Annotated in this window: 20 protein-coding genes; 4 read left to right on the forward strand and 16 right to left on the reverse strand. The window is 68.9% G+C overall.

Going from position 1 to position 22489, the window contains the following annotated elements:
- Positions 1 to 21: 21 nt before the first annotated feature.
- The 13 genes from ACZZZB_RS03740 to ACZZZB_RS03800 form a co-directional block, all read right to left on the reverse strand.
- On the reverse strand, positions 22 to 1953 hold the full coding sequence (locus tag ACZZZB_RS03740; protein WP_463529033.1) for a thioredoxin domain-containing protein: 1932 nt from the start codon (positions 1951 to 1953) through the stop codon (positions 22 to 24).
- Between the two features lie 21 nt (positions 1954 to 1974).
- Positions 1975 to 2754: a DUF1684 domain-containing protein gene (locus tag ACZZZB_RS03745; RefSeq protein WP_159878120.1), complete on the reverse strand. Its 780-nt coding sequence runs from the start codon at positions 2752 to 2754 to the stop codon at positions 1975 to 1977.
- A gap of 132 nt (positions 2755 to 2886) precedes the next feature.
- Positions 2887 to 3822: an ABC transporter substrate-binding protein gene (locus tag ACZZZB_RS03750; RefSeq protein ID WP_079705431.1), complete on the reverse strand. Its 936-nt coding sequence runs from the start codon at positions 3820 to 3822 to the stop codon at positions 2887 to 2889.
- Between the two features lie 89 nt (positions 3823 to 3911).
- Complete coding sequence (locus ACZZZB_RS03755; protein ID WP_463529034.1) at positions 3912 to 4718, reverse strand: ABC transporter permease; 807 nt, start codon at positions 4716 to 4718, stop codon at positions 3912 to 3914.
- A complete protein-coding gene (locus ACZZZB_RS03760) occupies positions 4715 to 5425 on the reverse strand; it encodes an ABC transporter permease (protein ID WP_079705429.1) in 711 nt (236 codons plus the stop codon). The genes ACZZZB_RS03755 and ACZZZB_RS03760 overlap by 4 nt, the downstream gene beginning before the upstream one ends.
- Positions 5422 to 6291: an ABC transporter ATP-binding protein gene (locus ACZZZB_RS03765; RefSeq protein WP_137242033.1), complete on the reverse strand. Its 870-nt coding sequence runs from the start codon at positions 6289 to 6291 to the stop codon at positions 5422 to 5424. The genes ACZZZB_RS03760 and ACZZZB_RS03765 overlap by 4 nt, the downstream gene beginning before the upstream one ends.
- A gap of 217 nt (positions 6292 to 6508) precedes the next feature.
- Positions 6509 to 8008 (reverse strand): aromatic amino acid lyase, encoded by a 1500-nt coding sequence (locus ACZZZB_RS03770; protein WP_463529035.1) that lies wholly within the window; start codon positions 8006 to 8008, stop codon positions 6509 to 6511.
- A gap of 199 nt (positions 8009 to 8207) precedes the next feature.
- Positions 8208 to 8963, reverse strand: a complete 756-nt coding sequence (locus ACZZZB_RS03775; RefSeq protein ID WP_192018262.1) for an ABC transporter permease — start codon at positions 8961 to 8963, stop codon at positions 8208 to 8210.
- Positions 8963 to 9874, reverse strand: coding sequence for an ABC transporter ATP-binding protein (locus tag ACZZZB_RS03780; RefSeq protein ID WP_463529036.1), 912 nt, complete (start codon positions 9872 to 9874; stop codon positions 8963 to 8965). The genes ACZZZB_RS03775 and ACZZZB_RS03780 overlap by 1 nt, the downstream gene beginning before the upstream one ends.
- Complete coding sequence (locus tag ACZZZB_RS03785) at positions 9871 to 10182, reverse strand: transcriptional regulator (protein WP_463529037.1); 312 nt, start codon at positions 10180 to 10182, stop codon at positions 9871 to 9873. Before ACZZZB_RS03785 ends, ACZZZB_RS03780 begins: the two co-directional genes overlap by 4 nt.
- A gap of 3 nt (positions 10183 to 10185) precedes the next feature.
- Positions 10186 to 10848: a hypothetical protein gene (locus ACZZZB_RS03790; RefSeq protein WP_463529038.1), complete on the reverse strand. Its 663-nt coding sequence runs from the start codon at positions 10846 to 10848 to the stop codon at positions 10186 to 10188.
- Between the two features lie 327 nt (positions 10849 to 11175).
- A complete protein-coding gene (locus tag ACZZZB_RS03795; RefSeq protein ID WP_463529039.1) occupies positions 11176 to 12294 on the reverse strand; it encodes an HNH endonuclease signature motif containing protein in 1119 nt (372 codons plus the stop codon).
- Positions 12248 to 12448: a hypothetical protein gene (locus tag ACZZZB_RS03800; protein WP_463529040.1), complete on the reverse strand. Its 201-nt coding sequence runs from the start codon at positions 12446 to 12448 to the stop codon at positions 12248 to 12250. Before ACZZZB_RS03800 ends, ACZZZB_RS03795 begins: the two co-directional genes overlap by 47 nt.
- Positions 12449 to 12636: 188 nt before the next feature.
- On the opposite strand from ACZZZB_RS03800, the gene hrpA reads away from it, so the two are divergent.
- On the forward strand, positions 12637 to 16512 hold the full coding sequence (gene hrpA / locus ACZZZB_RS03805) for an ATP-dependent RNA helicase HrpA (RefSeq protein ID WP_463529041.1): 3876 nt from the start codon (positions 12637 to 12639) through the stop codon (positions 16510 to 16512).
- A 118-nt stretch (positions 16513 to 16630) separates the two neighbouring features.
- Here hrpA and ACZZZB_RS03810 read toward each other — a convergent pair whose 3' ends face one another.
- A complete protein-coding gene (locus ACZZZB_RS03810) occupies positions 16631 to 17482 on the reverse strand; it encodes a sulfurtransferase (protein ID WP_463529042.1) in 852 nt (283 codons plus the stop codon).
- Between the two features lie 199 nt (positions 17483 to 17681).
- Here ACZZZB_RS03810 and ACZZZB_RS03815 point away from each other — a divergent pair, with 199 nt between their 5' ends.
- From ACZZZB_RS03815 to ACZZZB_RS03825, 3 genes are all read left to right on the forward strand, one after another.
- Entirely contained in the window at positions 17682 to 18314 is a 633-nt protein-coding gene (locus tag ACZZZB_RS03815) for a flavin reductase family protein (RefSeq protein ID WP_202939166.1), read from the forward strand.
- Positions 18315 to 18410: 96 nt separating this feature from the next.
- The gene (locus ACZZZB_RS03820) at positions 18411 to 18791 is read left to right on the forward strand and encodes a DoxX family protein (RefSeq protein ID WP_079705419.1); all 381 of its coding nucleotides are present in this window, start codon (positions 18411 to 18413) and stop codon (positions 18789 to 18791) included.
- A gap of 128 nt (positions 18792 to 18919) precedes the next feature.
- Positions 18920 to 19135 (forward strand): hypothetical protein, encoded by a 216-nt coding sequence (locus tag ACZZZB_RS03825; protein ID WP_191940724.1) that lies wholly within the window; start codon positions 18920 to 18922, stop codon positions 19133 to 19135.
- Between the two features lie 88 nt (positions 19136 to 19223).
- Here ACZZZB_RS03825 and nrdF read toward each other — a convergent pair whose 3' ends face one another.
- Both nrdF and nrdE read right to left on the reverse strand, forming a co-directional pair.
- Positions 19224 to 20198, reverse strand: a complete 975-nt coding sequence (gene nrdF, locus ACZZZB_RS03830; RefSeq protein ID WP_056007612.1) for a class 1b ribonucleoside-diphosphate reductase subunit beta — start codon at positions 20196 to 20198, stop codon at positions 19224 to 19226.
- A 171-nt stretch (positions 20199 to 20369) separates the two neighbouring features.
- On the reverse strand, positions 20370 to 22475 hold the full coding sequence (gene nrdE, locus ACZZZB_RS03835; protein WP_079706251.1) for a class 1b ribonucleoside-diphosphate reductase subunit alpha: 2106 nt from the start codon (positions 22473 to 22475) through the stop codon (positions 20370 to 20372).
- Positions 22476 to 22489 lie beyond the last annotated feature (14 nt).

Raw genomic sequence — 22489 nt, forward strand, 5'->3', positions numbered from 1 at the left:
CGGGTCGGTCGGTGGGCTGGTTCAGCGGGCGTCGAGCTGCGCCGCGTCCGTCACCGGGAGGCGGCAGACGAAGTCCCGGCAGTGGTAGGCGGTCAACCGGCCGTCCCGACTGGTCCGTTCGGCGAAGACGTCGAACCCGCTCGTCGCCCAGGCCACCGCCTGCCGCTCGGAGACCACCGCCACGACGTCATCCCGGCGCGTCCTGACCGCGTCGCGCATCGCTCGGTCCGCCGTCGCGCGATCCTCGTCCTCGTCCGGGTCCGCCCGATCCGGCCCGACGACGATCAGTTGCGACGCCGGGCCGGTGAGCGATGCCGCCAGGGCCAGACTCGCGCCGAACGCGGTCGGTGCCGACAGCGCAGCCGACGCGGCGAACCGGACGGCGCCCGCGGCGGCGTCCCGGAACCGGCCGTCGGCCGTCAGCTGGAACAGCAGCAGCGACGCGCGTCCGAGCGAGGATATCCCCGAGGGATACGCGCCCTCCGACGGGTCGCCGTCGATCCGCATGCCCTGGGCCGACAGCACCGGGTCGCCGCCGCCCGGCAGGATGAAGCCGGCCACCGCGGCGGAGGAGGCGTCGGTCGCGGTCTCGTCAGTCACGGTCTCGTCTGGCAAGCACCGGTCGACGAGGTCGCGGGCGACCTCCGCGTAGCGGACCTCGCCCGTCGCGAGGCCGAGGCGCAGGAGCCCCTCAGCGAGCATCCCGTAGTCCTCGAGGGCCGCCGACGCACCCGACCGCCGCTCATCGAGCGAGGCCCGGGCGAGCGTGCCGTCCGAGCCGAGGTGGTTCTCGACCACCGCGTCCGCCGCCCACCTCGCTGATTCGAGCCACTCGGGGCGGTCGAAGACCGTCGAGGCCTCCGCCAGCGCGCCGATCGCGAGCCCGTTCCAACCGGTGAGCACCTTGCGGTCAACGGCCGGCGGGGTCAGCATCGCCCGGCCGTCCGCATCGCGTCGGTAGTAGCCACCTTCGGATCCGACGCCGTCGACGACGCTCTCGGAGTCCTGCGCCGACCCGAAACCGCCGCTCGGCTGCTGCAGCGTGCCGATGAGGAACTCGGCGATCCCGGCGGCGACACTGGCCGCCCACGAGCTCGGGCGCTCGGCCCAGGCCCGCGTGTACGCGGTGAGGAGGAGCGCGTTGTCCGTCAGCATGCGTTCGTAGTGCGGCTCGGTCCAGTCCCGGTTGACCGCGTACCGGAAGAACCCGCCTTCGACCGGATCCCGGAGCGCCGAGGCTCCCATCGTCCTGAGGGTGCGTTGCGCGAGGTCGACACCGCGGCGGGCGACCTCCCCCTCGCGCGGCGTCGGCAGGAAGTCGAACAGCGGGGCCATCGGGAACTTCGGAGCCGTGCCGAAGCCGCCGAGCTCCCGGTCCTCGAGCGCCTCGACCGCCACGATCGCCGCGTCGAGGTCGCCGGGCTCCGGCAGTGGGGCGTCATCCGTGGACGACATCGTCTCGGCGATCGCCCGCGCGAGTCCGTCGGCGCTCGCGACGACCTGCTCCCGTCGCTCGGTCCACGCGACACGGACCGCCTCGAGCACCTGCGGGAACGAGGGATGCCCGCGGAGCGGCACGGGAGGCGAGTAGGTCCCCGCGTGGAAGACGTGTCCGCGCGGCGTCACGAACACGTTCAGCGGCCAGCCCAGGTCACGGGTGAACGCGCCGGCGGCGGCGAGGTAACTGGCGTCGACGTCGGGATGCTCCTCGCGGTCGACCTTCACCGCCACGAAATCGCGTCGGAGGAGCTCGGCGATGTGCTCGTCCGAGAACGACTCGCGTGCCATGACGTGACACCAGTGACACGTCGAGTAGCCGATCGAGACGAGCAGGGGGACGTCACGACGGGCCGCTTCGGCGAAGGCCTCCGGCCCCCAGGGGTACCAGTCGACCGGCTGCTCGGCGTGCGAGCGGAGGTACGGGCTCATCGCCTCGGCGAGCCGGTTCGTCATGCGGGATCCGTTGCCCGGGACCTACTGGCCGAGCGGCAGTCGCTCGCCCGCCGTGATCCGGGTGCGGAGCCGGTTGTTCGGCGCAGGCAGCGGGCACACGTAGTGGTCGCTGAACGCGCACGGCGGCAGGTAGGCGCGGTTGAAGTCGACGAGGACGTGGCCGTCCGCGGTCGGGGCCGGCATGCTGATGAACCGGAACCGGTAGCTCTCGTCGCCACTCGTGCCGTCGGAGAAGACCGCCCAGAGTCCGTTCGGACCGCCCGTGACCGTCAGCGACACCGCTTCATCACCGAGCTCGAACTCGACCCGGCCGACGGGGGTCTCGGTCGTGACGTGGCCGTCGATCGACTCGGTCTCGACCGTGACGTCCGGGGACGGCACGAACCGCGCCGGCCGGATCCAGGCGACGTCGGGGGCGAAGGCGCTGATGCCTTCGAGCGAGGTCCGCGTCGGCGCCTCCGGGTCGAGCACGCGGAGGGCGTAGACGCCGTCCCGCTCCATGCCTCGGAGCAGCGCGTCACCGAAGTGCAGTTCGTCGCCGTGCACCAGCTCGACGCGGTCGGTCATGATCTGCGCGCCGCTCGGCGTGGTCAGTCCGGTACCCGTGAGCCGCTCACCGACGATGCCGGTCGCGTCCGCACGCCAGGTGCCCGGCGCGCCCTCGAGGGCGGTCGCCTCCTCGGTCAGCCAGTGGGTGAACCGGAGGGCGGCGATACCGTGGGGTGCTCGGACGGAACGCTCGCGAGCGGTGTGCCAGGCGGTCCAGGACGCGATGAACTCTGCGGGGGTCTCGGAACTCATACCCTGACGCTATCAACTCCTCAGGTGTCGGAGACCCCCTGGACATCCGGCTGCAGCCGGATGCGCTCCCCGCGAACAGCGCGATGGCGCCGCCCGGAGAACCGGACGACGCCATCGACGTGTGGCTGCTGCTCAGCTGAAGAGCTTCTTGTCCTTCAGCCAGTCGGCCGCGAGGGTCTTCGGAGCGGCCTTCTCGTCGCCCTGGTTGCGGGCGTTGAGCTCGATGAGGTCCTCGGTGGTCAGCTCCGCGGACACGGCGTTCAAGACCTCCTTGACCTTGTCGCTGGCCTTGGCCGAGTTGATCAGCGGCAGGACATTCTGCGGGAGGATCAGGTTCTCCGGGTCCTCGAGCGTGACGAAGTCGTTCTCGGTGATCGACGGGGTCGTGGTGTAGATGTCGGCGAGCTGGACCGTGCCGTCGAGCAGGGCCGCGGTGGTCTGTGCGCCGCCGCCGTCGCTGATCGGGACGAAGGTGAGCTTGTCGGCGGGGACGCCGTACACCTCGGTCAGGCCCTTCGGGCCGTACGGGCGCTCAGCCAACTCGGGTGCGCCGCCGATGGCCAGCGGGATGGTGAGGGCCGCGAGGTCGGCGAGGCTCGTGACGTTGTTCGCCTCGCTGAACTCCTTCGTGACGTTGTAGGAGTCCTTGTCCTCCGCCTTGGACTGGTCGAGGACCTCGTAGCCCTTCGGCGTGGCCTCCTGGAGGGCGGAGTAGACCTCGTCGCTCGACGTGGCCGTGGCGGAGTCGTCGAAGAACTGCAGCAGGTTGCCGCTGTAGTCGGGGACGAGGTCGATCGAGCCGTCTTCGAGCGCTGCGATGTAGACGTCGCGCGCGCCGATGTTGAGGGACTCGGCCGTCTTGATGTCGTTGGCCTCGAGCGCCTGGATGTAGATCTGGGCGATGATCTCCGACTCGGGGAATCCGGCGGAGCCGACCGTGATCGTGTCGGATGCCGCGGTCTCCCCGGCGGTCGGGTCGCCTGCAGAGCAGGCGCTGAGTGCGAGGGCCGCGACGGCGGTCGCGGCGATGCCGACGGCGAGGCGTCGACCCTGTCGAACTGTGAACATGGTGTTTCCTATCTGTGATGGGCGAGAACGGTGGTGCCGTTGTGGGTCTGGGAGCCGGGCGATGCTGTCACCCGGGATGACGGGACGCGTCAGTTGTTGCGGTATGCCGCGGTCTGCATGTTCGCCTCCGCTTCTGCGACGACGGGGTCCGGTGCGGTGGAGCGGTCGCCGCCGGTGGCGGCGTGACCCCGGGTCTCGTCGACCCGCGTGTGGGTCGCCTGGACACCGCGCGGCACGACCGCGCGCTGCAGCAGCGAGAAGACGCCCTCGAGGATGAGGGCGAGCACGATGATGATGATCGAGCCGGCGAGCATCTGCGCGTAGTCGCGTACCGGGAGGCCGTCGAGGATGTAGCGACCGAGACCGGGGCCGTTGGTGAGGAACGCGACGACGGTGGCGGTCGCGATCGTCTGCAGGACCGCCGAGCGGACGCCACCGATCATGAGCGGGAGGGCGAGCGGGATCTCCACCTTGCCGAGGATCTGCCACTCGTTCATCCCGACGGCACGCGCGGCGTCGATGGTCTGGCGGTCGATCGACTCGACCCCGCCGTACGCACCGGCCAGGACGGGCGGGACGGCGAGCACGACGAGTGCGGTGATCGCGGGGACGAGACTCGTGCTGGAGAAGCCCCACCCGAGCGTGATGAGCGCGAGGAGTGAGAGCAGACCGAGGGTCGGCAGCGCCCGGAGCGCGCCGGTGATCGCGACCGCGATCTCCCGTCCCTTCCCGGTGTGCCCGATGAGGAGCCCGAGCGGGATCGCGATGACGCAGGCGATGAGGACGGTCAGGCCGGTCACGGCCAGGTGCTGGAGCACCCGCACGGGGATGCCGCCTGGGCCCTCCCAGTGCGCGGGGTCGAAGATCCAGGCGAAGGCGGCGAGGAAGTTGATCATGCTGCTCCTCCCCCGGCGGTCGCCAGCTCACGGGCTTCGGTGGCCGCGCGACGACGACGGATCGCGCCCTTCGAGCTGATCCGCGTCCACGGCATGAGGAGTCGGCCGAGGAGCACCAGCAGGACGTCGAACACGATCGCGATCACGACCGTCCCGACGATGCCGGTGAGGATCTCGATCGGGAACTGCCGGTTGTAGCCGTCGGTGAAGAGGTAGCCGAGGTTCGTCACGCCGATGAGGGCGCCGACGCTCAGCAGGCTGATCGTGCTCGCGGAGACCACCCGGATGCCGGCGAGCATGAGCGGACCGGCCAACGGGAACTCGACCCGCCAGAACCGCTGGCCGGTGGAGAACCCCACGGCCTGGGCCGACTGCCGGACCCCGGCGTCGACGGCGTCGAGCGCGTCGGCGACCGTGCGGACGAGCAGGGCCACGGCGTAGATGGTGAGCGCGATCACGACGTTCGCCGGATCGAGGATCTTCGTGCCGATGAGGGACGGCATGAGGACGAACAGCGGCAGGGACGGGATCGCGTAGAGGATGCCGCTCAGCGTGAGCAGCACGCCTCGCGACCACCGGTACCGGTGTGCGAGCCAGCCGAGGGGCAGGGAGATGAGGAACCCCAGGATGATCGGGGGCAGGCTCAGCTGGACATGCGTGAGGGTGAGGTCCCAGATCATGTCCCAGTTCGCGATGACCCAGCTCATGTGGAGGCGCCGTCCTTCCGGACGTCGAGCCCCGGCCGGTCGCCTGCGCCTGGCCCGGCTCCGAGGACACCGGCGGGGCGGCCCGACTCGTCGACGACGACGTCGCGTCCGTCGACGCGCTCGACGTGGAGCGTCCGCTGGCCACGATCGGCTCCGATGAACTGGGCGACGAAGTCGTCGGCCGGGTTGGCGACGATCTCGGCCGGCGTGCCGACCTGGGCGATGTGGCCACCCTTCTGCAGGATGACGACCTGGTCGCCGAGGAGGAAGGCCTCGTCGATGTCGTGGGTGACGAACACGATCGTCTTCGCGATGTCGCGCTGCAGTCGGAGCAGCTCCCGCTGGAGCTCGGCACGCACGAGCGGGTCGACGGCTCCGAACGGCTCGTCCATCAGCAGGATGTTCGGGTCGATCGCCAGGCCTCGTGCGACGCCGACGCGCTGCTGCTGGCCGCCGGAGAGCTGACTCGGGTACCGGTCGGCGAGCGCGCGGTCGAGTCCGACGGTGTCGAGGAGGGTGAGGGCGTCCGCCCGGGCCTGCTTCTTGTTGACGCCGGTGAGCATGGGCACCGTGGCCACGTTGTCGATCACGGTGCGGTGCGGGAGGAGGCCGGAGTTCTGCATGACATAGCCGATGCGGCGACGGAGACGGACGGGGTCGACGGCCGAGACGACCTCGTCGTCGATGACGATGCGGCCCTCGCTCGGATCGACCATGCGGTTGATCATCCGCAGGAGCGTGGTCTTGCCGCAGCCGGAGGACCCGACGAAGACCGTGGTGGACCGCGACGGGATCGTGAGGGAGAAGTCGTCGACCGCGAGGGTGCCGTCGTCGAAACGCTTGGAGACGTGTTCGAAGGAGATCATGCTGGACCGATGCCTCTTCTCTGCACGGCTGTTCGTGACAGGTCGTCTTCCAAGGGTCGTCGCCGCCGCGGTCGGTGGCTCGCTGAACGTCTCTCGGTCGGTGGTCCGAACCTACCGGAGGGCACTGACATCGCCCACCCCCTCGACACGTGTCGAAATACATGGCATGCAGCGACGTCGGTGCGCCCGCGCACGGCCACCGGCCGGCCGCCGACGCTCAGGATCGGTCGACGCCCAACGCGGCGAGCGCCGCCGTGACGAGCTGCTGACCGTGCAGCTCCTGCTCGATCGCCGAGCGGAGGCCGGCGTGGGCGACGGAGAACCCGACCGACCACTCGTCGTGCTCCTCCGGGCCGAGTACGTCCGCTGCGACGACCGCCTCGACCGCCAGCACGTCCGCGAGGAGGGCGTTCGAGCGTTCGAGCAGTCGCAGCGAGGTCCCGGCGAAGGAGGCCGGGTCGTCCGAGTCCTCGTCCGGCACGCCCGCGGCGACGACCGGGGTCGCGAGCACGCGCAGTTCGGCGACGAGGTCCGCGGCCGACTGACCGAGCCGACCCGGTACGAGCCCATGCCCGGTCCCCCGGGGGTCGGACCCGCCTCCGTCGATGCGTCCGAGCCGTCGCTCCGCGGCAGCGGCGGTGTGCGCGATGGCCGCGCGCAGCCCGTCGAAGGCGCGGGCGAGCCGCGCGCCATGCAGCAACCCGCCGGCCCGCAGGACACCCGACGCCTGATCGATGAGTGGATCCTCCGAGGCCGTTCCGAGCGTCGCTTCCACGAGCTGGACGGCCGCGGTGACCTCGTCGGCGAGGGCACCGTTGATCTGCGGGGTCGCCCGGAGCCGCAGTCCGTCCAGGTCCCGCCCGCCAGGCGCACCTTTCGGGCCGACCGGCGTCGCCAACAACTCGGAGATCCGCTCGCCGCTCGCCCGGGTACCCGCCGACGGGCTGCCGGTGAGGACCGTCGCGTCGAACGCCGGTCCTCGGCCGCCGAGCCCGGACCGCGCGGCGGCCCGCGACGAGAGCGCGCTCGTGGTGTCCGCCAGTCGGCTGAGCGCGCCGAGCCGGTGGAGTGCGAGCGCACCGACGCCGAGCGAGTAGGCGTTGTGGTGGACGAACGCCAAGCACTCGTGCACAGCGAGGTCGAGCGGTGCGAGCCCGACCCGCGACAGGGCGACCTGGGCCGGGAGCCGCTCACCAGCGAGGACCGCTTCCCCCTGTCCGATCACGAGCGTCGCGACGGACGCCAGGTGGGTCTCGTCGCCGTCGCCGAGGGATCCGATGGACGGGATCACCGGGGTCACCCCACGGTTGAGGAGCTCCGCGACGAATACGGCGGTCTCGAGGCGGATCCCGGATGCGCCACGGGTCCAGCCGGCGAGCCGGGCGGCGACGACCGCCCGAGCACGATCCACCGAGAGCGGCAGTCCGATGCCGCCACGGCGGTCATGGACGAGGCGCTCCTCCACCGCCGAGGCATCGAGCGTCGCTGTGCGCGGAGCCGCTCGTCCCCCGGCGGGACCAGGGATCCGTGGAACCTGGGACCGAGGACCCGGCGCACCGACTCCGATCGGCGTCGTCTGCCGGTCGACGATGGCCCGGCCGGCGCCGATGCGGTCGAGCGCGGGGGTGTCGAGGACGACGATGGCGTCGTCGCGGGACACGGCCACGAGGTCGTCGACCGAGATCGGGCCGATGCCGAACACGACCGGGGCTCCCATCAGTGCGCGCCCGTCGATCGGTCGGCGGCGTTCGTCTGGTCTGCGCTGCTGGACACGGGTCGCTCCATCCGCTCGTCATGGGCCGTGGTCCGGCCGGGATGGACGTCAGCGTACGAGCGCCCGGCGGCCGGTGCACGGTGTGTGTCGACGTATGACGGCATGCGGGAACGGCCGGTGCTCGGCGAGGTGTCCGTCGACCTCAGCGGTAGCGGCGGCCCTCGTCGCGGCGGTAGAGGGCGAGGACCACGACGGTCAGGACGAGCGTCCAGGCCAGGACGCCGACCCACGACCACCACGGCAACTCGCCACCCTGGACCGCCCAGACGACGAGCTCCCGGGTCTGGCGGCTCGGGAGGAACATCGACAGCCGGTCGAGCCACGGGGCGAAGAGGAACGGTGGGATGAACAGTCCGCCGGCGAAGGCCAGCGAGAACATGACCACCTGCACCACGGCGATCGCGGCCTTGCTCGGGAGGGCGTACCCGATCGCGGTGCCCAGGAGCATGAACGGCAGGGCACCCACCAGGAGCGCCACGATGCCGCCGAGCAATCCCATCGGAGTCGTGGTGGCGGCGGTCAGGAGCGCGCCGAGCACGACGACCGGTATGACGGCCGCGAACCCGAGGAGGCCGACCGAGCACAAGTGCGAGAGGACACGGGCGACACCCGTCACCGGAAGCGTGCGGAGGTACGGATCCCACGCCTGCTCCCTCGCCTGGGCGATGGTCAGCCCGAACCCGAACAGGGAGTTGGCGAGCACCGCGAAGACGATGAGGGAGATGACCGCCTGGGTCGCGATGACGGGATCGCCGGCGACCTGCGCCTGCGGGACGACGAAGAACAGCAGCGAGAGCGCCGGGAAGACGAGCGAGCCGATCAGCGCGATCGGGACGCGCACGGTCTCGAGCAAGGAGTACCGCGCGTGCAGGGCGGTGAGCTGGAGTGTGGTGGCCATCAGGCGGCGCTCCGTTCGGCGTCCGCCCGGGCGTCCGCGGTGAGGGTCAGGAACGCCTCCTCGAGGGTTGCGCCGCGCACGGCGAGATCGGTGAACGGGGCCTCGGACCGGACGAGATCGCGCACGAACGCGTCAGCGTCACGGACGTCCAGTTCGACGGCGTCACCGTCACGACTCGCCTGGACGACCCCGGCGAGCCGCTCCACCGCTCCGGGGTCGGTGGTCCGGAGCCGCACCCGGTGGATGCCGACGAGCCCGAGCACGTCGCGCAGCGGGGCATCGGTGATGACCCGTCCGCCACCCAGCACCACGACGCGCTCGGCGAGCGCTTCGATCTCCTCAAGGTAGTGGCTGGTGAGGACGATCGTCGCCCCGAGTTCGTGTTGCCGGCGGATCGCGTCCCAGAGGGTGCGACGTGCGTCGACGTCGAGACCCGTTGTCGGCTCGTCGAGGAGCACGAGACGCGGTTTGCCGACGAACGCGAGTGCGACAGCGAGTCGGCGCTGTTGCCCGCCGGACAGCGAGCCCGTCTGGCGTCGGAGGAGGTCGCCGAAACCGAACTGCTCCGCCAGGGCGGCCGTCGGCACGCGGTCTGCGAAGTGCCGTCCGACGAAGTCGACGACCTCTCCCACGCGGAGCGTGGGCGGCAGTGCCGTCTCCTGCGGTGTCGATCCGAGCCGCGTGCGGTTGACCGCTTGGGCGGGATCGCCGCCGAAGAGCGTCACCGTGCCGGTCGTCGGACGTCGGGTGCCCTGCAGCAGGGAGAGCACCGTGGACTTGCCGGCGCCGTTGGGTCCGAGGAGCCCGACGAGCGACCCCGGCTCGATGCTGAGGTCGACGTCGTGCAGCGCGGTCACCTCGCCGTAGCGTCGTGTCACGCCCTCGAGGGTGGCCAGTGGTGTGATCGTCATGATGTCCCCGTTCCCGACGCGCCGCCGAGCATCGCTCGGAGGCCGGTCATGTAGTCCTCGAACGCGCGGCGCCCGAGCGTGGTGAGTTCCAGGTAGGTGACCGGGGTGCGTCCCCGGTGGGTCTTCGTGACGAGGACGTAGGCGCCGTCCTCGAGTTTCCGCAGGTGTGTGGACAGGTTCCCGGCGGTCATGTCGAGCATCTCCTGCAGGCGGGAGAACGACATGCTGCTGTCCGCATCGATCGCCGCGAGCGTCGACATGATGCGCAGGCGGGCCTGGGCATGGATGAGGGGGTCGAGTTCGTCCATCGGTCACGCCGCCGATCGGTGGGCACGCCGACGGCGGGTCGCTTCGAGGAAGGTCGCGTACACGAGGAACCCGCCTCCGCCGGCGATGGCCATGATGAGCGCGTTGCCCGGCGAGCCGAAGAACGGCGCGGCCATGCCGACCACGATGATCCAGATGCCCATGCCGTACATGAGGCGGTCGCGCCAGACTGCTCCACCTGCGAGGTAGAGCAGACCGACCACGAGGCTGTAGATGGCCGGGTAGAAGATGGCGGCGAGTACGGGTGCCATCCCCGCAGCGAACAGGGCGCCTCCGAACACCGCCGCTGCCGTGCACCCGATCGCCCAGGCGATGCCGTACATGGTCCCCTGCACCTGCTGTGCTCCCTGGATCCCGCGCGACACACGGGAGCCGATGATCGACGACGAGACGATGCCGCCAACCATCAGGATTCCGAAGAGCCATCCGGCGACCGTCGGCGGCGTGGTGAACCAGGGGTTCTCGTCGCTCGCGGACCAGAGCGCGAGGAACCCGACGGTCCACGCGAAACCCCAGATGTACACGATCGCGATGGTGGGCCTCGTGAAGATGTCGTCGACACGGCTCGCCTGTCGCTCCTGCAGAGCGAGCATGGCGGCCGGGTCGAGCGCGTCCGAGCCGTCGGTGGGTTCCATCGGTGAAGTCATATCTACTTTGTAACGCAAACCACTCTGCGAAACAACCCTGTTTGCGATACAGCGCTAGACGTGCCCGCTTCACACCGAGGCGCCACAGCCCAACTGCCCTTCGACAGGCTCAGGGACCGGGTTCATCCGGCCGCCCCTCTCCCGCTCACCCTTCGACAAACTCAGGGACCGAATCACCTCCGGTGAACCTCTCCCGGTCACTGAGCTTGTCGAAGTGCGGCACAGCTCGGGGACCGAAGCGGTGCGGACAGACTTCTCCCGGTCACTGAGCTTGTCGAAGTGCCCACGAGGACCCACCCCCTTCGACAGCTCAGGGACCAAAACTGGTCAGAAGGGCGCGGGATCGGGTTCGGTCCGATGGCGCTTCCCGTCAGGTGTCGTCCACTCGAGAACCCCGCCCGGTTTGTGGTCGAGGTTCCACCCGGGGAGGTGCTTCATCCGGTGGTGATGTCGACAGAGACAGGCGAGGTTCCCGACATCTGTCGTCCCGCCGTCGTCCCACGCGACCGAGTGGTCGAGGTCGCAGGCCCGGGCTCGCCTGCCGCAGCCTGGTGCGCGACAGGTGCCGTCCCGCAAGCGGACCGCGCGCTGCAGGTCGGCCGGAACCCGGTATTGATTCCGCCCGACGGAGAGGACGGCGCCGGTTTCCGGCTGGACGAGGATCCGGGTGAAGCTGGGCGCGTTCACCGCGATACGAGCGGCGGTCTCCGGGTCGATCGGGCCGTACCCGTCGAGCATCGCCGGGGCATCGCTCACGCCCGCCATGCTGAGCGCCGGCACCGTGATCTGCACCGTCGGCTTGATGTGCTCCTGCACCTCGATCGGATGCGGAAGCACCGGGCTCGACATCACGTCCTCGGGCGTGACCCCGGTGAGCGCGAGTGCTGCGAGGGCGTCGGCCTGCAGCTGCGCGCAGGTGCGGGTGTCGCCAGCTGCGCGAGATTCCGAGGCCGCTGCTTCGACGCGCTCGATGATGCCCTGGGCGATGGGTGCGGTGGTGAAGAGGTGCACCCAGGCCATGCCGTCGGCTTCGGGTTCGAACTCGACCCGGCGGTCCGCCTCGGAGCGCCGGGCGCGCGCAGTGATGGACTCGGGGTGGAGTCGCTCGCGCAGCACGCGGGCGCTCGTGCGGAGGCCAGCGGCCGTGGTGCGCTCGGCGACGACGAGGACGCGGTCGAGGAACACCGCCCGCCCAGCAGCAGGGACGTCGCAGAGCTGGTCGGTGATCACCTGTGCATGCCGTGCCGAGATGCGGCCGGCCTCCAACGACGCCAGCACGGCCGGTGCGTCATTGACGAGACGTTCGGCGTCGTTCGTCGCAAGCTGGACCGTCCGCTCCGGCATCCGGGTCGCCATCGCGAGGGCCGCACACGTCGACCGGCGTGAGAGCGCCTGACGTTCAGCCGGCGGGAAGATCGCCGGGACCGTGACGTCCGCGAAAGGCATCGGCATAGGCGGCGGAGCGGGCCAGCAGACGCGCCTTCCGTGCGTCCAAGACGGCCTGCTGCCGGTGGATCTCAGTCCACTCGTCCGAGAACTCCGCCAGCTGCGCGGCATATTCGTCGCCGACGCGGATCGCGGCTGGCGTGGTCTCGGTCATGGAACAAGTTCATCATGGACCACTGACATTCCAGATGCCGAGTCGAAGCGACTGTGGAAGTTCCTCGTGCGCCCTTCGACAAGCTCAGGGACCGAAGGAGGTTACTCAGGGACCGGAGGAAGGGCTCGCCGGATCAAGAGGTCCGGAGCGGCAGCACAACGCGTCCAGCCCGATACGATGGAGGGCTGATGTCCGACCTCCGAATCTCCTACCCGCCCGAGCTGCCGGTCAGTGCCGCCCGCGCGGACATCGCGCGTGCCATCAGCGAGCACCAGGTCGTCATCGTCGCGGGAGCGACGGGTTCCGGCAAGACCACTCAGCTGCCGAAGATCTGCCTCGAGCTCGGTCGCGAATCCATCGGGCACACGCAGCCCCGACGACTGGCCGCGCGCACGATCGCCGAACGCATCTCGGAGGAACTCGGCCAGGAGCTCGGTGGCATCGTCGGCTACCAGGTCCGCTTCACCGATCAGGCGTCGAAGGCGACGAAGATCAAGCTGATGACCGACGGCATCCTGCTGAACGAGATCCACCGCGACCGGATGCTGCGCAAGTACGACACGATCATCATCGACGAGGCGCACGAGCGCAGCCTCAACATCGACTTCCTGCTCGGCTACCTCAAGCAGCTCCTCCCCCAGCGCCCCGACCTCAAGGTCATCATCACGTCCGCGACGATCGACCCGGAGAGCTTCTCGAAGCATTTCGACGGAGCGCCCATCGTCGAGGTCTCCGGCCGCACGTACCCGGTCGAGATCCGCTACCGGCCGCTCGTGGCCGACGAGCCCACCGACGACGACGAGGACGCCCCGGAGTCCGAAGCCGCCGACCGCGACTACCTCGAAGGCATCAACGCCGCCCTCGACGAGCTGGCGCGCGAGTCGATGGGCGACGTCCTCGTCTTCCTGTCCGGCGAGACGGAGATCCGCGACGCCGCCGACGCCATCCGCGGCCGCAACCTGCCCGGCACCGAGGTGCTGCCGCTCTACGGCCGGCTCTCCTCCGCCGACCAGCACCGCGTGTTCCAGCCGTCGACCGTGGCAGGCCTCCGCCGGCGCATCATCCTCGCGACGAACGTGGCCGAGACGAGCCTCACGGTGCCCGGCATCAAGTACGTCATCGACGCCGGAACCGCCCGCATCTCGCGCTACAGCGTGCGCTCCAAGGTGCAGCGGCTCCCCATCGAGGCGATCTCGCAGGCGTCGGCGAACCAGCGTTCGGGTCGATCCGGCCGTACGAGCGACGGCATCGCCATCCGGCTCTACTCGGAGGACGACTTCGCGAAGCGCCCGGAGTTCACCGAACCGGAGATCCTCCGCACGAACCTCGCCGCGGTGATCCTGCAGATGATCTCCCTCGGCCTCGGCGACATCGCCGCCTTCCCCTTCCTCCAGCCGCCGGACGCCCGCGGCATCAAGGACGGCGTCGACCTGCTGTCCGAACTCGGCGCGATCGAGACGCGCACCTTCGCCGACGGCTCACCTCGGGGCGGCGGTCCACGCCTCACGCGGGTGGGGCGCGACCTCAGCCGCCTGCCGATCGATCCGCGGTTCGCGCGCATGGTCGTGGAGTCGAAGCGGCACGGGGTGTCGCGGGAGGTGCTCGCGATCGTCGCGGCGCTCACCATCCAGGACCCACGCGAACGACCGCTCGAGCACCGGCAGAAGGCCGACGAACTGCACCGCCGGTTCGTCGACCCCACGAGCGACTTCCTCGCCCTCCTGAACCTCTGGAACTACCTCGAGGAGAAACAGGACGAGCTGTCGTCGAGCGCGTTCCGTCGGCTCTGCAAGAACGAGTTCCTCAACTACCTCCGCGTCCGCGAGTGGCACGACGTCTACCGCCAGCTGCGTCAACTCGCGAAGCCCCTCGGCCTGACGATCAACGAGCCGACGGTGAACCCCGACGGCATCCACAAGTCGCTCCTCGCCGGGCTCCTCTCCCACATCGGGCTGAAGGACCAGACCGTCGCTCCGGTCGTGAAGGGCCGGAACGCTCCACCGGCGACGAAGACCGCGAAGAAGGGCGACTACATCGGCGCCCGCCAGACGCGCTTCGTCCTCTTCCCCGGGTCCGCGCTCGCGAAGAAGCAGCCGAACGCCGTGATGAGCGCGGAACTCGTGGAGACGAGTCGGCTGTTCGCCCGCACCAACGCCTCGATCGACCCGGCATGGGCGGAGCAGATCGCCGTCGACCTCTGCAAGCGCTCGTACAGCGAGCCACATTGGGAGAAGAACCATGGCTCCGCCGTCGCCTTCGAGAAGGTGACCCTCTTCGGCGTGCCGATCGTGCCGCGCCGCCGGGTGCAGTTCGGTCGCATCGACCAGGAACAGGCCCGTGAACTGTTCCTGCGGCACGCGCTCGTCGACGGCGAGTGGACCCACGACATCGGTCGCGACAAGCTGTTCGACTTCCACCGCGCGAACCGACGACTGCGCAAAGAGCTGAGTGAGCTCGAGGAGCGGACGCGACGCCGCGACATCCTCTTCGACGACGAAGCCGTCTTCGACTTCTACGACGCCCGCGTCCCTGCCGAGATCTCGACGACGCGGGGCTTCGAATCCTGGTGGCGCAAGACGCGCGTCGACGAGCCCGAGCTGCTCACGATGCGCCAGGAGGACCTCCTCCCCGAGGACGCTCCGGCGGTGGATGAGGACCGCTTCCCCGCCGAGTGGGTGCAGGCCGACCAGCGGTTGAAGCTCAGCTACCGTTTCGAGCCCGGAAGCGACGACGACGGCGTGACGGTCATCGTCCCGCTCGCCCTGCTCGACCGGCTCTCGCCCGCGGGCTTCGACTGGCAGGTCCCCGGTCTCCGTCGGGACCTCATCACGGCGATGATCAAGGCGCTCCCGAAGGCCCTGCGTCGGAACATCGTGCCTGCGGCCGACTGGGCGGCGAAGCTGCTCGCCGAGCTCCCCGCCGACGTCCCGGCGGTCGCCCCCGGCAGTCCCGCCGCCGAGGACTCCTTCGCCACCCGTCTCGCGAACGCGATCAAACGGCTCTCCTACATGGACATCTCGGCTTCGGACTTCGAGATGGAACGCGTCCCCGAGCACCTGCTCGTGACCTTCCGGGTCATCGACGAGCGCGGCCGGACGCTCGCCAGCGGCAAGGACCTCGTCGAGCTGCAGCAGCGCCTCAAGCAGCGCACGCGGGCGAGCGTCGCCAAGGTCGCCGCCGCCAGAGTGCCCAACGCCATCGAACGGTCCGGGTTCACCAGGTGGGACTTCGACGACCTCCCCCGCTTCATCGACATCCGCCAGGAGGACGGCGTGATCCGCGGCTACCCTGCGATCGTCGACGACGGCACGAGCGTGTCGATCCGGATCATGAGCACGGAGGCCGACCAGGCCCGCGCCATGCCCGCGGGGGTGCGCCGCCTCCTCCTGCTCGCGATCCCGTCCCCGACGGCGTACGTGCAGCAGCACCTCAAGGCCAACGAGAAGCTCGCGCTCGCGACGAGCCCCTACCGGTCGACGCCGGCGTTGTTCGAGGACTGCCTCGCCGCCTGCATCGACGATGTCCTGTTCCGTGTGGTACCCGACGGACAGGTGTTCTCCCGGCTGCAGTACGAGACGCTTCGCGACCGCGTCTCCGCCTCGGTCATGGACCGCATGTTCCAGACGGTCGCCATCGTCGCCCGCATCCTGCAGGCCGCGCGCGACACGGAGAAGGCCATGAAGGCGGCGACGAGCATGACGCTGCTCGCGGCCCTCACCGACATGCGGGGCCAGCTCGACGGACTGGTCTTCCCGGGCTTCGTCTCCCGGACGGGCTCAGCACGACTCGAGCATCTGCCCCGCTACCTCGCCGGCATCCGTTACCGCGCCGAGCGGCTGACGGACAACCCGAACCGCGACCGGGTGTGGATGACGGAGGCGCAGACGGCGTTGGCGCGGTTCGAGGCCGCCGGTGGCACGATCCCACTGCCCGCCGAGGCTCCGGAGCACCTCGTGAAGGCCCGGTGGATGCTCGAGGAGCTCCGGATCAGCCTGTTCGCCCAGCAGCTGGGCACGGCCGAATCGGTCTCGTTGCAGCGCCTGCAGAAGGTCCTCGCGGGCTAGTGTTCCCCGGTCCCTGAGCCTGTCGAAGGGCGCCGGTCCCTGAGCTTGTCGAAGGGCCCCGGTCCCTGAGCCTGTCGAAGGGCGCATCTCGACAGGCTCGATGACCGGGGTCAGCGATTCAGGCGTCGGGTCCCGTCGCCACCGGACGCTCCGGGTGGTTCGCCCACTCGCTCCACGACCCCGGGTACAGCACCGGTTCGAAGCCGGCCAGAGTGAGTGCGGCCGCGTTGTGCGCCGCGGTCACCCCGCTGCCGCAGTAGGTCGCGACCGTCGCGTCCTCCGGCACGCCCGCGGCGAGGAACTGCTCACGGAGGGTCTCAGGCGACAGGAATCGGCCGTCTGTGCCGACGTTGGCGGTCGTCGGCGTGCTGAGCGCTCCGGGGATGTGACCGGACCGAGGGTCGATCGGTTCGACCTCGCCCCGGTACCGTTCGCCGGCGCGCGCGTCGAGTAGCACCCGTCCCTCGCCCGCCCACGTCGCGGCGGTGTCGATGTCGATGGTCGGCAGGACACCTGCGGTCAGCGTGACCGTCCCGGGTTCCGGGACGACCTCGCCGCGCTCCAGGGGCAGTCCGGCGTCCGTCCACGCCCGGAACGCGCCGTCGAGGATGCGGACGTCCGCGATGCCCGCGTTCCGCAGCACCCACCAGGCGCGCGCCGCCGACAGGCTCTTGAGATCGTCGTAGACCACGATCACGTCGCCGTCGTCGACGCCCCACGATCGCGCAGACCCCTGAAGCGCCTCACGATCAGGCAGGGGATGACGGCCTCGGACGGCCGCTTCTCCGGTCGGTACGTGGTCGGCCAGCTCGTGGTCGAGGTCGACGTACACGGCGCCGGGCAGGTGCCCCTCGAGGTAGGCGGGCCGGCCGTCCGGTGCGTCGAGTCGCCACCGCACGTCGAGGACGCGCACCGGCGTCTCGGAGGCGATCAGGGCTGCGAGGTCGTCCGGGGCGATGAGAATGGGCATGCGTCCAGCGTACGCAGGCGAGGTCGACGAGACCTGCGCCCGAACGCTCGGTCGCCGTCACACCGGGTAACAGAGTTGCAGCTCCGGCCGGATGAGCGAAACGTAGCCTGTGCAGCGCCGATCGAATCGGCGTTGCAGCAGTCGTCCACAGCCGTTCGAAGGATCCCCCGTGAGCTCAGTCCACCCGGCAGCCGCCTCCGTGACCGCCTTGCCGTCCCCCGTCGACGGTGGCGAGGTCGCCCCCGGTTTCGCCTCCCTGTCCCCCGACGACTTCAAGGCGGCGTTCCGTCAGCACCCGGCCGGCGTCTCGGTCATCACCGCGGACGACGGCAGCGGGCCGGTGGGACTCACCGCCACCTCGGTCTTCTCCGTCAGTGCGGAACCGCCGCTCCTCGTCTTCTCCGTGTCGTCGCTGTCCTCGAGCGCACCGACCATCACCGCGTCCGACACCGTCGTCGTCCACCTCCTGGGTTCCGAGCAGCTGCACATCGCGAAGCTCTGCGCGACGAGTGGGATCGACCGCTTCGCCGACACCTCCATCTGGGACCGCCTGCCGACGGGCGAGCCGTACTTCACGGGCAACGGCGTCTGGATCCGCGGACGCATCGTCAACCGCATGGAGGCAGGCACCTCGACGGTCATCGCGGTGCACGCGCTGGAGTCGAGCGTCTCGCAGCCGCAAGCGGCCGAGGAGCCGGTCCGGGCCGAGCCTGCCGCCGAGGCGCCCGCTCCCGCCGCCCCGACATTCAGCCCCAGCTTCGACGGCGCACCGCTCGTCTACCACAACCGCACCTGGCACCGTCTCGACGCGAACTCGCAGATCGACGGCTGAGCGGCCTGCCGCTGGACATCTGTGCACTCGCAACCCGCCGTCGGTCCACCGATCTCCGGATAGCGTGGTGACATCACCATCGTCGAGAGGACCCTCATGGCTGGATCGAAAGCCCGCACCGCCGCACGTCTGCTGCTCGGAGGCGCACTCGTGTTCGCCGGCATCAGCCACCTGACCTTCGCTCGGAAGGACTTCCAGGCACAGGTGCCGGAATGGGTCCCGATCGACGAGGACACCACCGTGCTCGCCTCGGGCGTCGTCGAGATCGCCCTGGGTGCGGCACTCGCCTCCGGTGTCAAGCGGACGGCCGTCGGCAACCTCGCTGCGGCGTTCTTCACCGCGATCTTCCCGGGTAACCTCTCCCAGTGGCTCAACCGCCGCGACGCCTTCGGTCTCGACACGGACAGCCGCCGCTTCACCCGCCTCTTCTTCCAGCCCGTGCTCATCGCCTGGGCCCTCTGGTCCACCCGCCGCTGAGCACCCGCCGTCGCTGAGTCGCCCGAATCTGCGCGTTTCCGCGTCGGATTCGAACATCCTCGGGCGAGTCAGCGGCGCACGGCGGATCGCCAGGTAGGGTCGAGGACACCAGAGCCACAGGGAGAACGATGCTGACGACTGAAGCGACCATGGACGAGCTGCTCGTCGCCGAATCCGTCGAGACGCCGAGCGCCGGACGCAACGGTGTCGTGAGTCTCGTCTCACTCGTCGTCATCCTCACGATCGTGGTCACCGCGATCGCGGCGCTCTTCCTCCCGGTCGTCCAGGGCGCGACGGCGTTCTTCTACTTCTTCCTGGCCGGCTTCGGTGGCCTCGGCGGCTGACGCCGCTACACGCTGAACGCCTGAGGGCCGGATGGAATCGTGGATTCCATCCGGCCCTCGTGTGTTCAGCGCAGTGCTTGCGCGGTGACTAGAAGTCCCAGTCCTCGTCTTCCGTGACCACGGCCTTGCCGATCACGTAGGAGGAGCCGGAGCCCGAGAAGAAGTCGTGGTTCTCGTCGGCGTTCGGGGAGAGCGCCGACAGGATCGCCGGGTTCACGTCCGTGACCGTCTTCGGGAACATGGCCTCGTAGCCGAGGTTCATGAGCGCCTTGTTGGCGTTGTAGTGCAGGAACTTCTTGACGTCCTCGGTGAGACCGACCTCGTCGTAGAGGTCCTGCGTGTACTGCACCTCGTTGTCGTAGAGCTCATAGAGCAGCGAGAACGTGTAGTCCTTGACGTCGTCGCGCTCGGCCTGCGTCAGCTTCTCGAGTCCCTTCTGGAACTTGTAGCCGATGTAGTACCCGTGCACGGCCTCATCGCGGATGATCAGGCGGATCATGTCGGCGGTGTTGGTGAGCTTCGCGCGGCTCGACCAGTGCATGGGCAGGTAGAAACCCGAGTAGAAGAGGAACGACTCGAGCAGGGTCGAGGCGGCCTTCCGCTTCAGCGGGTCGTCACCGTGGTAGCGGTCGAGGACGATGGACGCCTTCTTCTGCAGGTTCGGGTTCTCGACCGACCAGCGGAACGCCTCGTCGATCTCCTTCGTGCTGCTGAGCGTGGAGAAGATCGAGGAGTAGCTCTTCGCGTGCACCGACTCCATGAACGCGATGTTCGTGTAGACGGCCTCCTCGTGCGGGGTGATCGCATCGGGGATGAGGGCGACGGCGCCGACGGTGCCCTGGATCGTGTCGAGGAGCGTGAGGCCCGTGAACACGCGCATGGTGAGCTGCTGCTCCTGCGGCGTCAGGGTGTTCCACGACTGGACGTCGTTCGACAGCGGGATCTTCTCGGGCAGCCAGAAGTTGTTGACGAGGCGGTTCCAGACCTCGACGTCCTTCTCGTCCTCGATCTTGTTCCAGTTGATCGCCTGGACGCGGTCGACCAGCTTGAGCTTCTCTGACATGAATTGGTGTCCTCTATCGGGAAGTGGGGTTGGCCCTTCGACAGGCTCAGGGACCGGTGATGCTGATGGCCCTCGACGGACCGGTGATACGAATGAGCCTCCGACAGGCTCAGGGACCGGATACCCGGTCACTGAGCCTGTCGAAGTGCGGATGACGAAGCGCGAAGCTCCTTAGAGCATGCAGCTGACGCAGCCGTCGACTTCCGTGCCCTCGAGCGCGAGCTGGCGGAGACGGATGTAGTAGATGGTCTTGATGCCCTTCTTCCACGCGTAGATCTGCGCCTTGTTGATGTCGCGCGTGGTGGCGGTGTCCTTGAAGAACAGCGTCAGCGACAGACCCTGGTCGACGTGCTGCGTCGCCGCGGCGTACGTGTCGATGATCTTCTCGGCACCGATCTCGTAGGCGTCCTCGTAGTACTCCAGGTTGTCGTTCGTCATGAACGGAGCCGGGTAGTACACGCGACCGAGCTTGCCTTCCTTGCGGATCTCGATCTTCGACGCGATCGGGTGGATCGACGACGTGGAGTTGTTGATGTAGGAGATCGAACCGGTCGGCGGGACGGCCTGGAGGTTCTGGTTGTAGATGCCGTACTCCTGGATGGACGCCTTGAGGGCCGTCCAGTCCGCCTGCGTCGGGATCTGCACGCCGGCCTGCTCGAAGAGCTCGCGGCCACGAGCCGTCTCGGGCTCCCAGACCTGGTCGATGTACTTGTCGAAGAACTCACCCGACGCGTACTGCGAGTCGGCGAAACCGTCGAAGGTCTCCCCGCGCTCCTTGGCGATGAGGTTCGAGGCACGCAGCGCGTGGAACACCACCGTGTAGAAGTAGATGTTCGTGAAGTCGATGCCCTCGGGGCTGCCGTAGTGCACGCGCTCGCGGGCGAGGTAGCCGTGGAGGTTCATCTGGCCGAGGCCGATGGCGTGCGACTTGTCGTTGCCATCCTCGATCGAACGCACCGAGGAGATGTGGCTCTGGTCGGACACGGAGGTGAGGCCGCGGATGGCGGTCTCGACCGTGCGACCGAAGTCGGGCGAGTCCATCGTGAGCGCGATGTTCAGCGAGCCGAGGTTGCAGGAGATGTCCTTGCCGATCTCCTTGTACGAGAGGTCCTCGTTGTAGGTGGTCGGCGTGTTGACCTGGAGGATCTCCGAGCAGAGGTTCGACATGTTGATGCGGCCCTTGATGGGGTTCGCCTTGTTCACCGTGTCTTCGAACACGATGTACGGGTAGCCGGACTCGAACTGGATCTCCGCGATGGTCTGGAAGAACTCGCGGGCGTTGATCTTCGTCTTCTTGATGCGGGAGTCGTCGACCATCTCGTGGTACTTCTCGCTCACCGAGATGTCGCCGAACGGTACACCGTAGACGCGCTCGACGTCGTACGGGGAGAACAGGTACATGTCCTCGCCCTTCTTCGCGAGGTCGAAGGTGATGTCGGGGACGACGACGCCGAGGGACAGCGTCTTGATCCGGATCTTCTCGTCGGCGTTCTCACGCTTGGTGTCGAGGAAGCGCAGGATGTCGGGGTGGTGTGCGTTGAGGTATACCGCGCCGGCGCCCTGACGCGCGCCGAGCTGGTTCGCGTAGCTGAAGGAGTCCTCGAGGAGCTTCATCACGGGGATGATGCCGCTCGACTGGTTCTCGATCTGCTTGATCGGTGCACCGGACTCACGGATGTTCGACAGCGAGAGCGCCACGCCGCCGCCACGCTTCGAGAGCTGGAGCGCGGAGTTGATGCCACGGGCGATCGACTCCATGTTGTCCTCGATGCGGAGGAGGAAGCAGGAGACGAGCTCGCCGCGCTGGGCCTTGCCCGAGTTGAGGAAGGTGGGCGTCGCCGGCTGGAACCGACCCGCGATGATCTCCTCGACGAGCGCGACCGCGAGCTGCTGGTCGCCGTCGGCGAGACCGAGGGCGGTCATGACGACGCGGTCCTCGAACCGCTCGAGGTAGCGCTTGCCGTCGAAGGTCTTCAGCGTGTACGAGGTGTAGTACTTGAACGCGCCGAGGAAGGTCTGGAAGCGGAACTTCTTCGAGTAGGCCAGGTCGTTGAGCTCCTGGATGAAGTCGAACGAGTACTTGTCGAGCACCGCCTGCTCGTAGTACTCCTTCTCGACGAGGTAGTCGAGCCGTTCCTTCAGCGAGTGGAAGAAGACGGTGTTCTGGTTGACGTGCTGGAGGAAGTACTCCCGCGCGGCCTCACGGTCCTTGTCGAACTGGATCTCGCCGTTCGGGCCGTAGAGGTTGAGCATCGCGTTGAGCGAGTGGTAGTCCATCTGGCTCGTCGACG

Source organism: Plantibacter sp. AC185 (genome assembly GCF_979258065.1).

Coding starts and splice junctions, on each gene's coding strand:
- ACZZZB_RS03770 (WP_463529035.1), bottom strand. CDS start 8,008: ATGGGAGCCCCGGTCGTGTTCGGCATCGGCCCGATCTCGGTCGACGAC.
- ACZZZB_RS03755 (WP_463529034.1), bottom strand. CDS start 4,718: ATGATCAACTTCCTCGCCGCCTTCGCCTGGATCTTCGACCCCGCGCAC.
- nrdF (WP_056007612.1), bottom strand. CDS start 20,198: ATGTCAGAGAAGCTCAAGCTGGTCGACCGCGTCCAGGCGATCAACTGG.
- ACZZZB_RS03745 (WP_159878120.1), bottom strand. CDS start 2,754: ATGAGTTCCGAGACCCCCGCAGAGTTCATCGCGTCCTGGACCGCCTGG.
- nrdE (WP_079706251.1), bottom strand. CDS start 22,475: ATGGACTACCACTCGCTCAACGCGATGCTCAACCTCTACGGCCCGAAC.
- ACZZZB_RS03810 (WP_463529042.1), bottom strand. CDS start 17,482: ATGCCCATTCTCATCGCCCCGGACGACCTCGCAGCCCTGATCGCCTCC.
- ACZZZB_RS03765 (WP_137242033.1), bottom strand. CDS start 6,291: ATGATCTCCTTCGAACACGTCTCCAAGCGTTTCGACGACGGCACCCTC.
- ACZZZB_RS03795 (WP_463529039.1), bottom strand. CDS start 12,294: ATGCCTTTCGCGGACGTCACGGTCCCGGCGATCTTCCCGCCGGCTGAA.
- ACZZZB_RS03775 (WP_192018262.1), bottom strand. CDS start 8,963: ATGGCCACCACACTCCAGCTCACCGCCCTGCACGCGCGGTACTCCTTG.
- ACZZZB_RS03820 (WP_079705419.1), top strand. CDS start 18,411: ATGGCTGGATCGAAAGCCCGCACCGCCGCACGTCTGCTGCTCGGAGGC.
- ACZZZB_RS03785 (WP_463529037.1), bottom strand. CDS start 10,182: ATGGACGAACTCGACCCCCTCATCCATGCCCAGGCCCGCCTGCGCATC.
- ACZZZB_RS03750 (WP_079705431.1), bottom strand. CDS start 3,822: ATGTTCACAGTTCGACAGGGTCGACGCCTCGCCGTCGGCATCGCCGCG.
- ACZZZB_RS03790 (WP_463529038.1), bottom strand. CDS start 10,848: ATGACTTCACCGATGGAACCCACCGACGGCTCGGACGCGCTCGACCCG.
- ACZZZB_RS03740 (WP_463529033.1), bottom strand. CDS start 1,953: ATGACGAACCGGCTCGCCGAGGCGATGAGCCCGTACCTCCGCTCGCAC.
- ACZZZB_RS03760 (WP_079705429.1), bottom strand. CDS start 5,425: ATGAGCTGGGTCATCGCGAACTGGGACATGATCTGGGACCTCACCCTC.
- ACZZZB_RS03780 (WP_463529036.1), bottom strand. CDS start 9,874: ATGACGATCACACCACTGGCCACCCTCGAGGGCGTGACACGACGCTAC.
- hrpA (WP_463529041.1), top strand. CDS start 12,637: ATGTCCGACCTCCGAATCTCCTACCCGCCCGAGCTGCCGGTCAGTGCC.
- ACZZZB_RS03800 (WP_463529040.1), bottom strand. CDS start 12,448: ATGACCGAGACCACGCCAGCCGCGATCCGCGTCGGCGACGAATATGCC.
- ACZZZB_RS03825 (WP_191940724.1), top strand. CDS start 18,920: ATGCTGACGACTGAAGCGACCATGGACGAGCTGCTCGTCGCCGAATCC.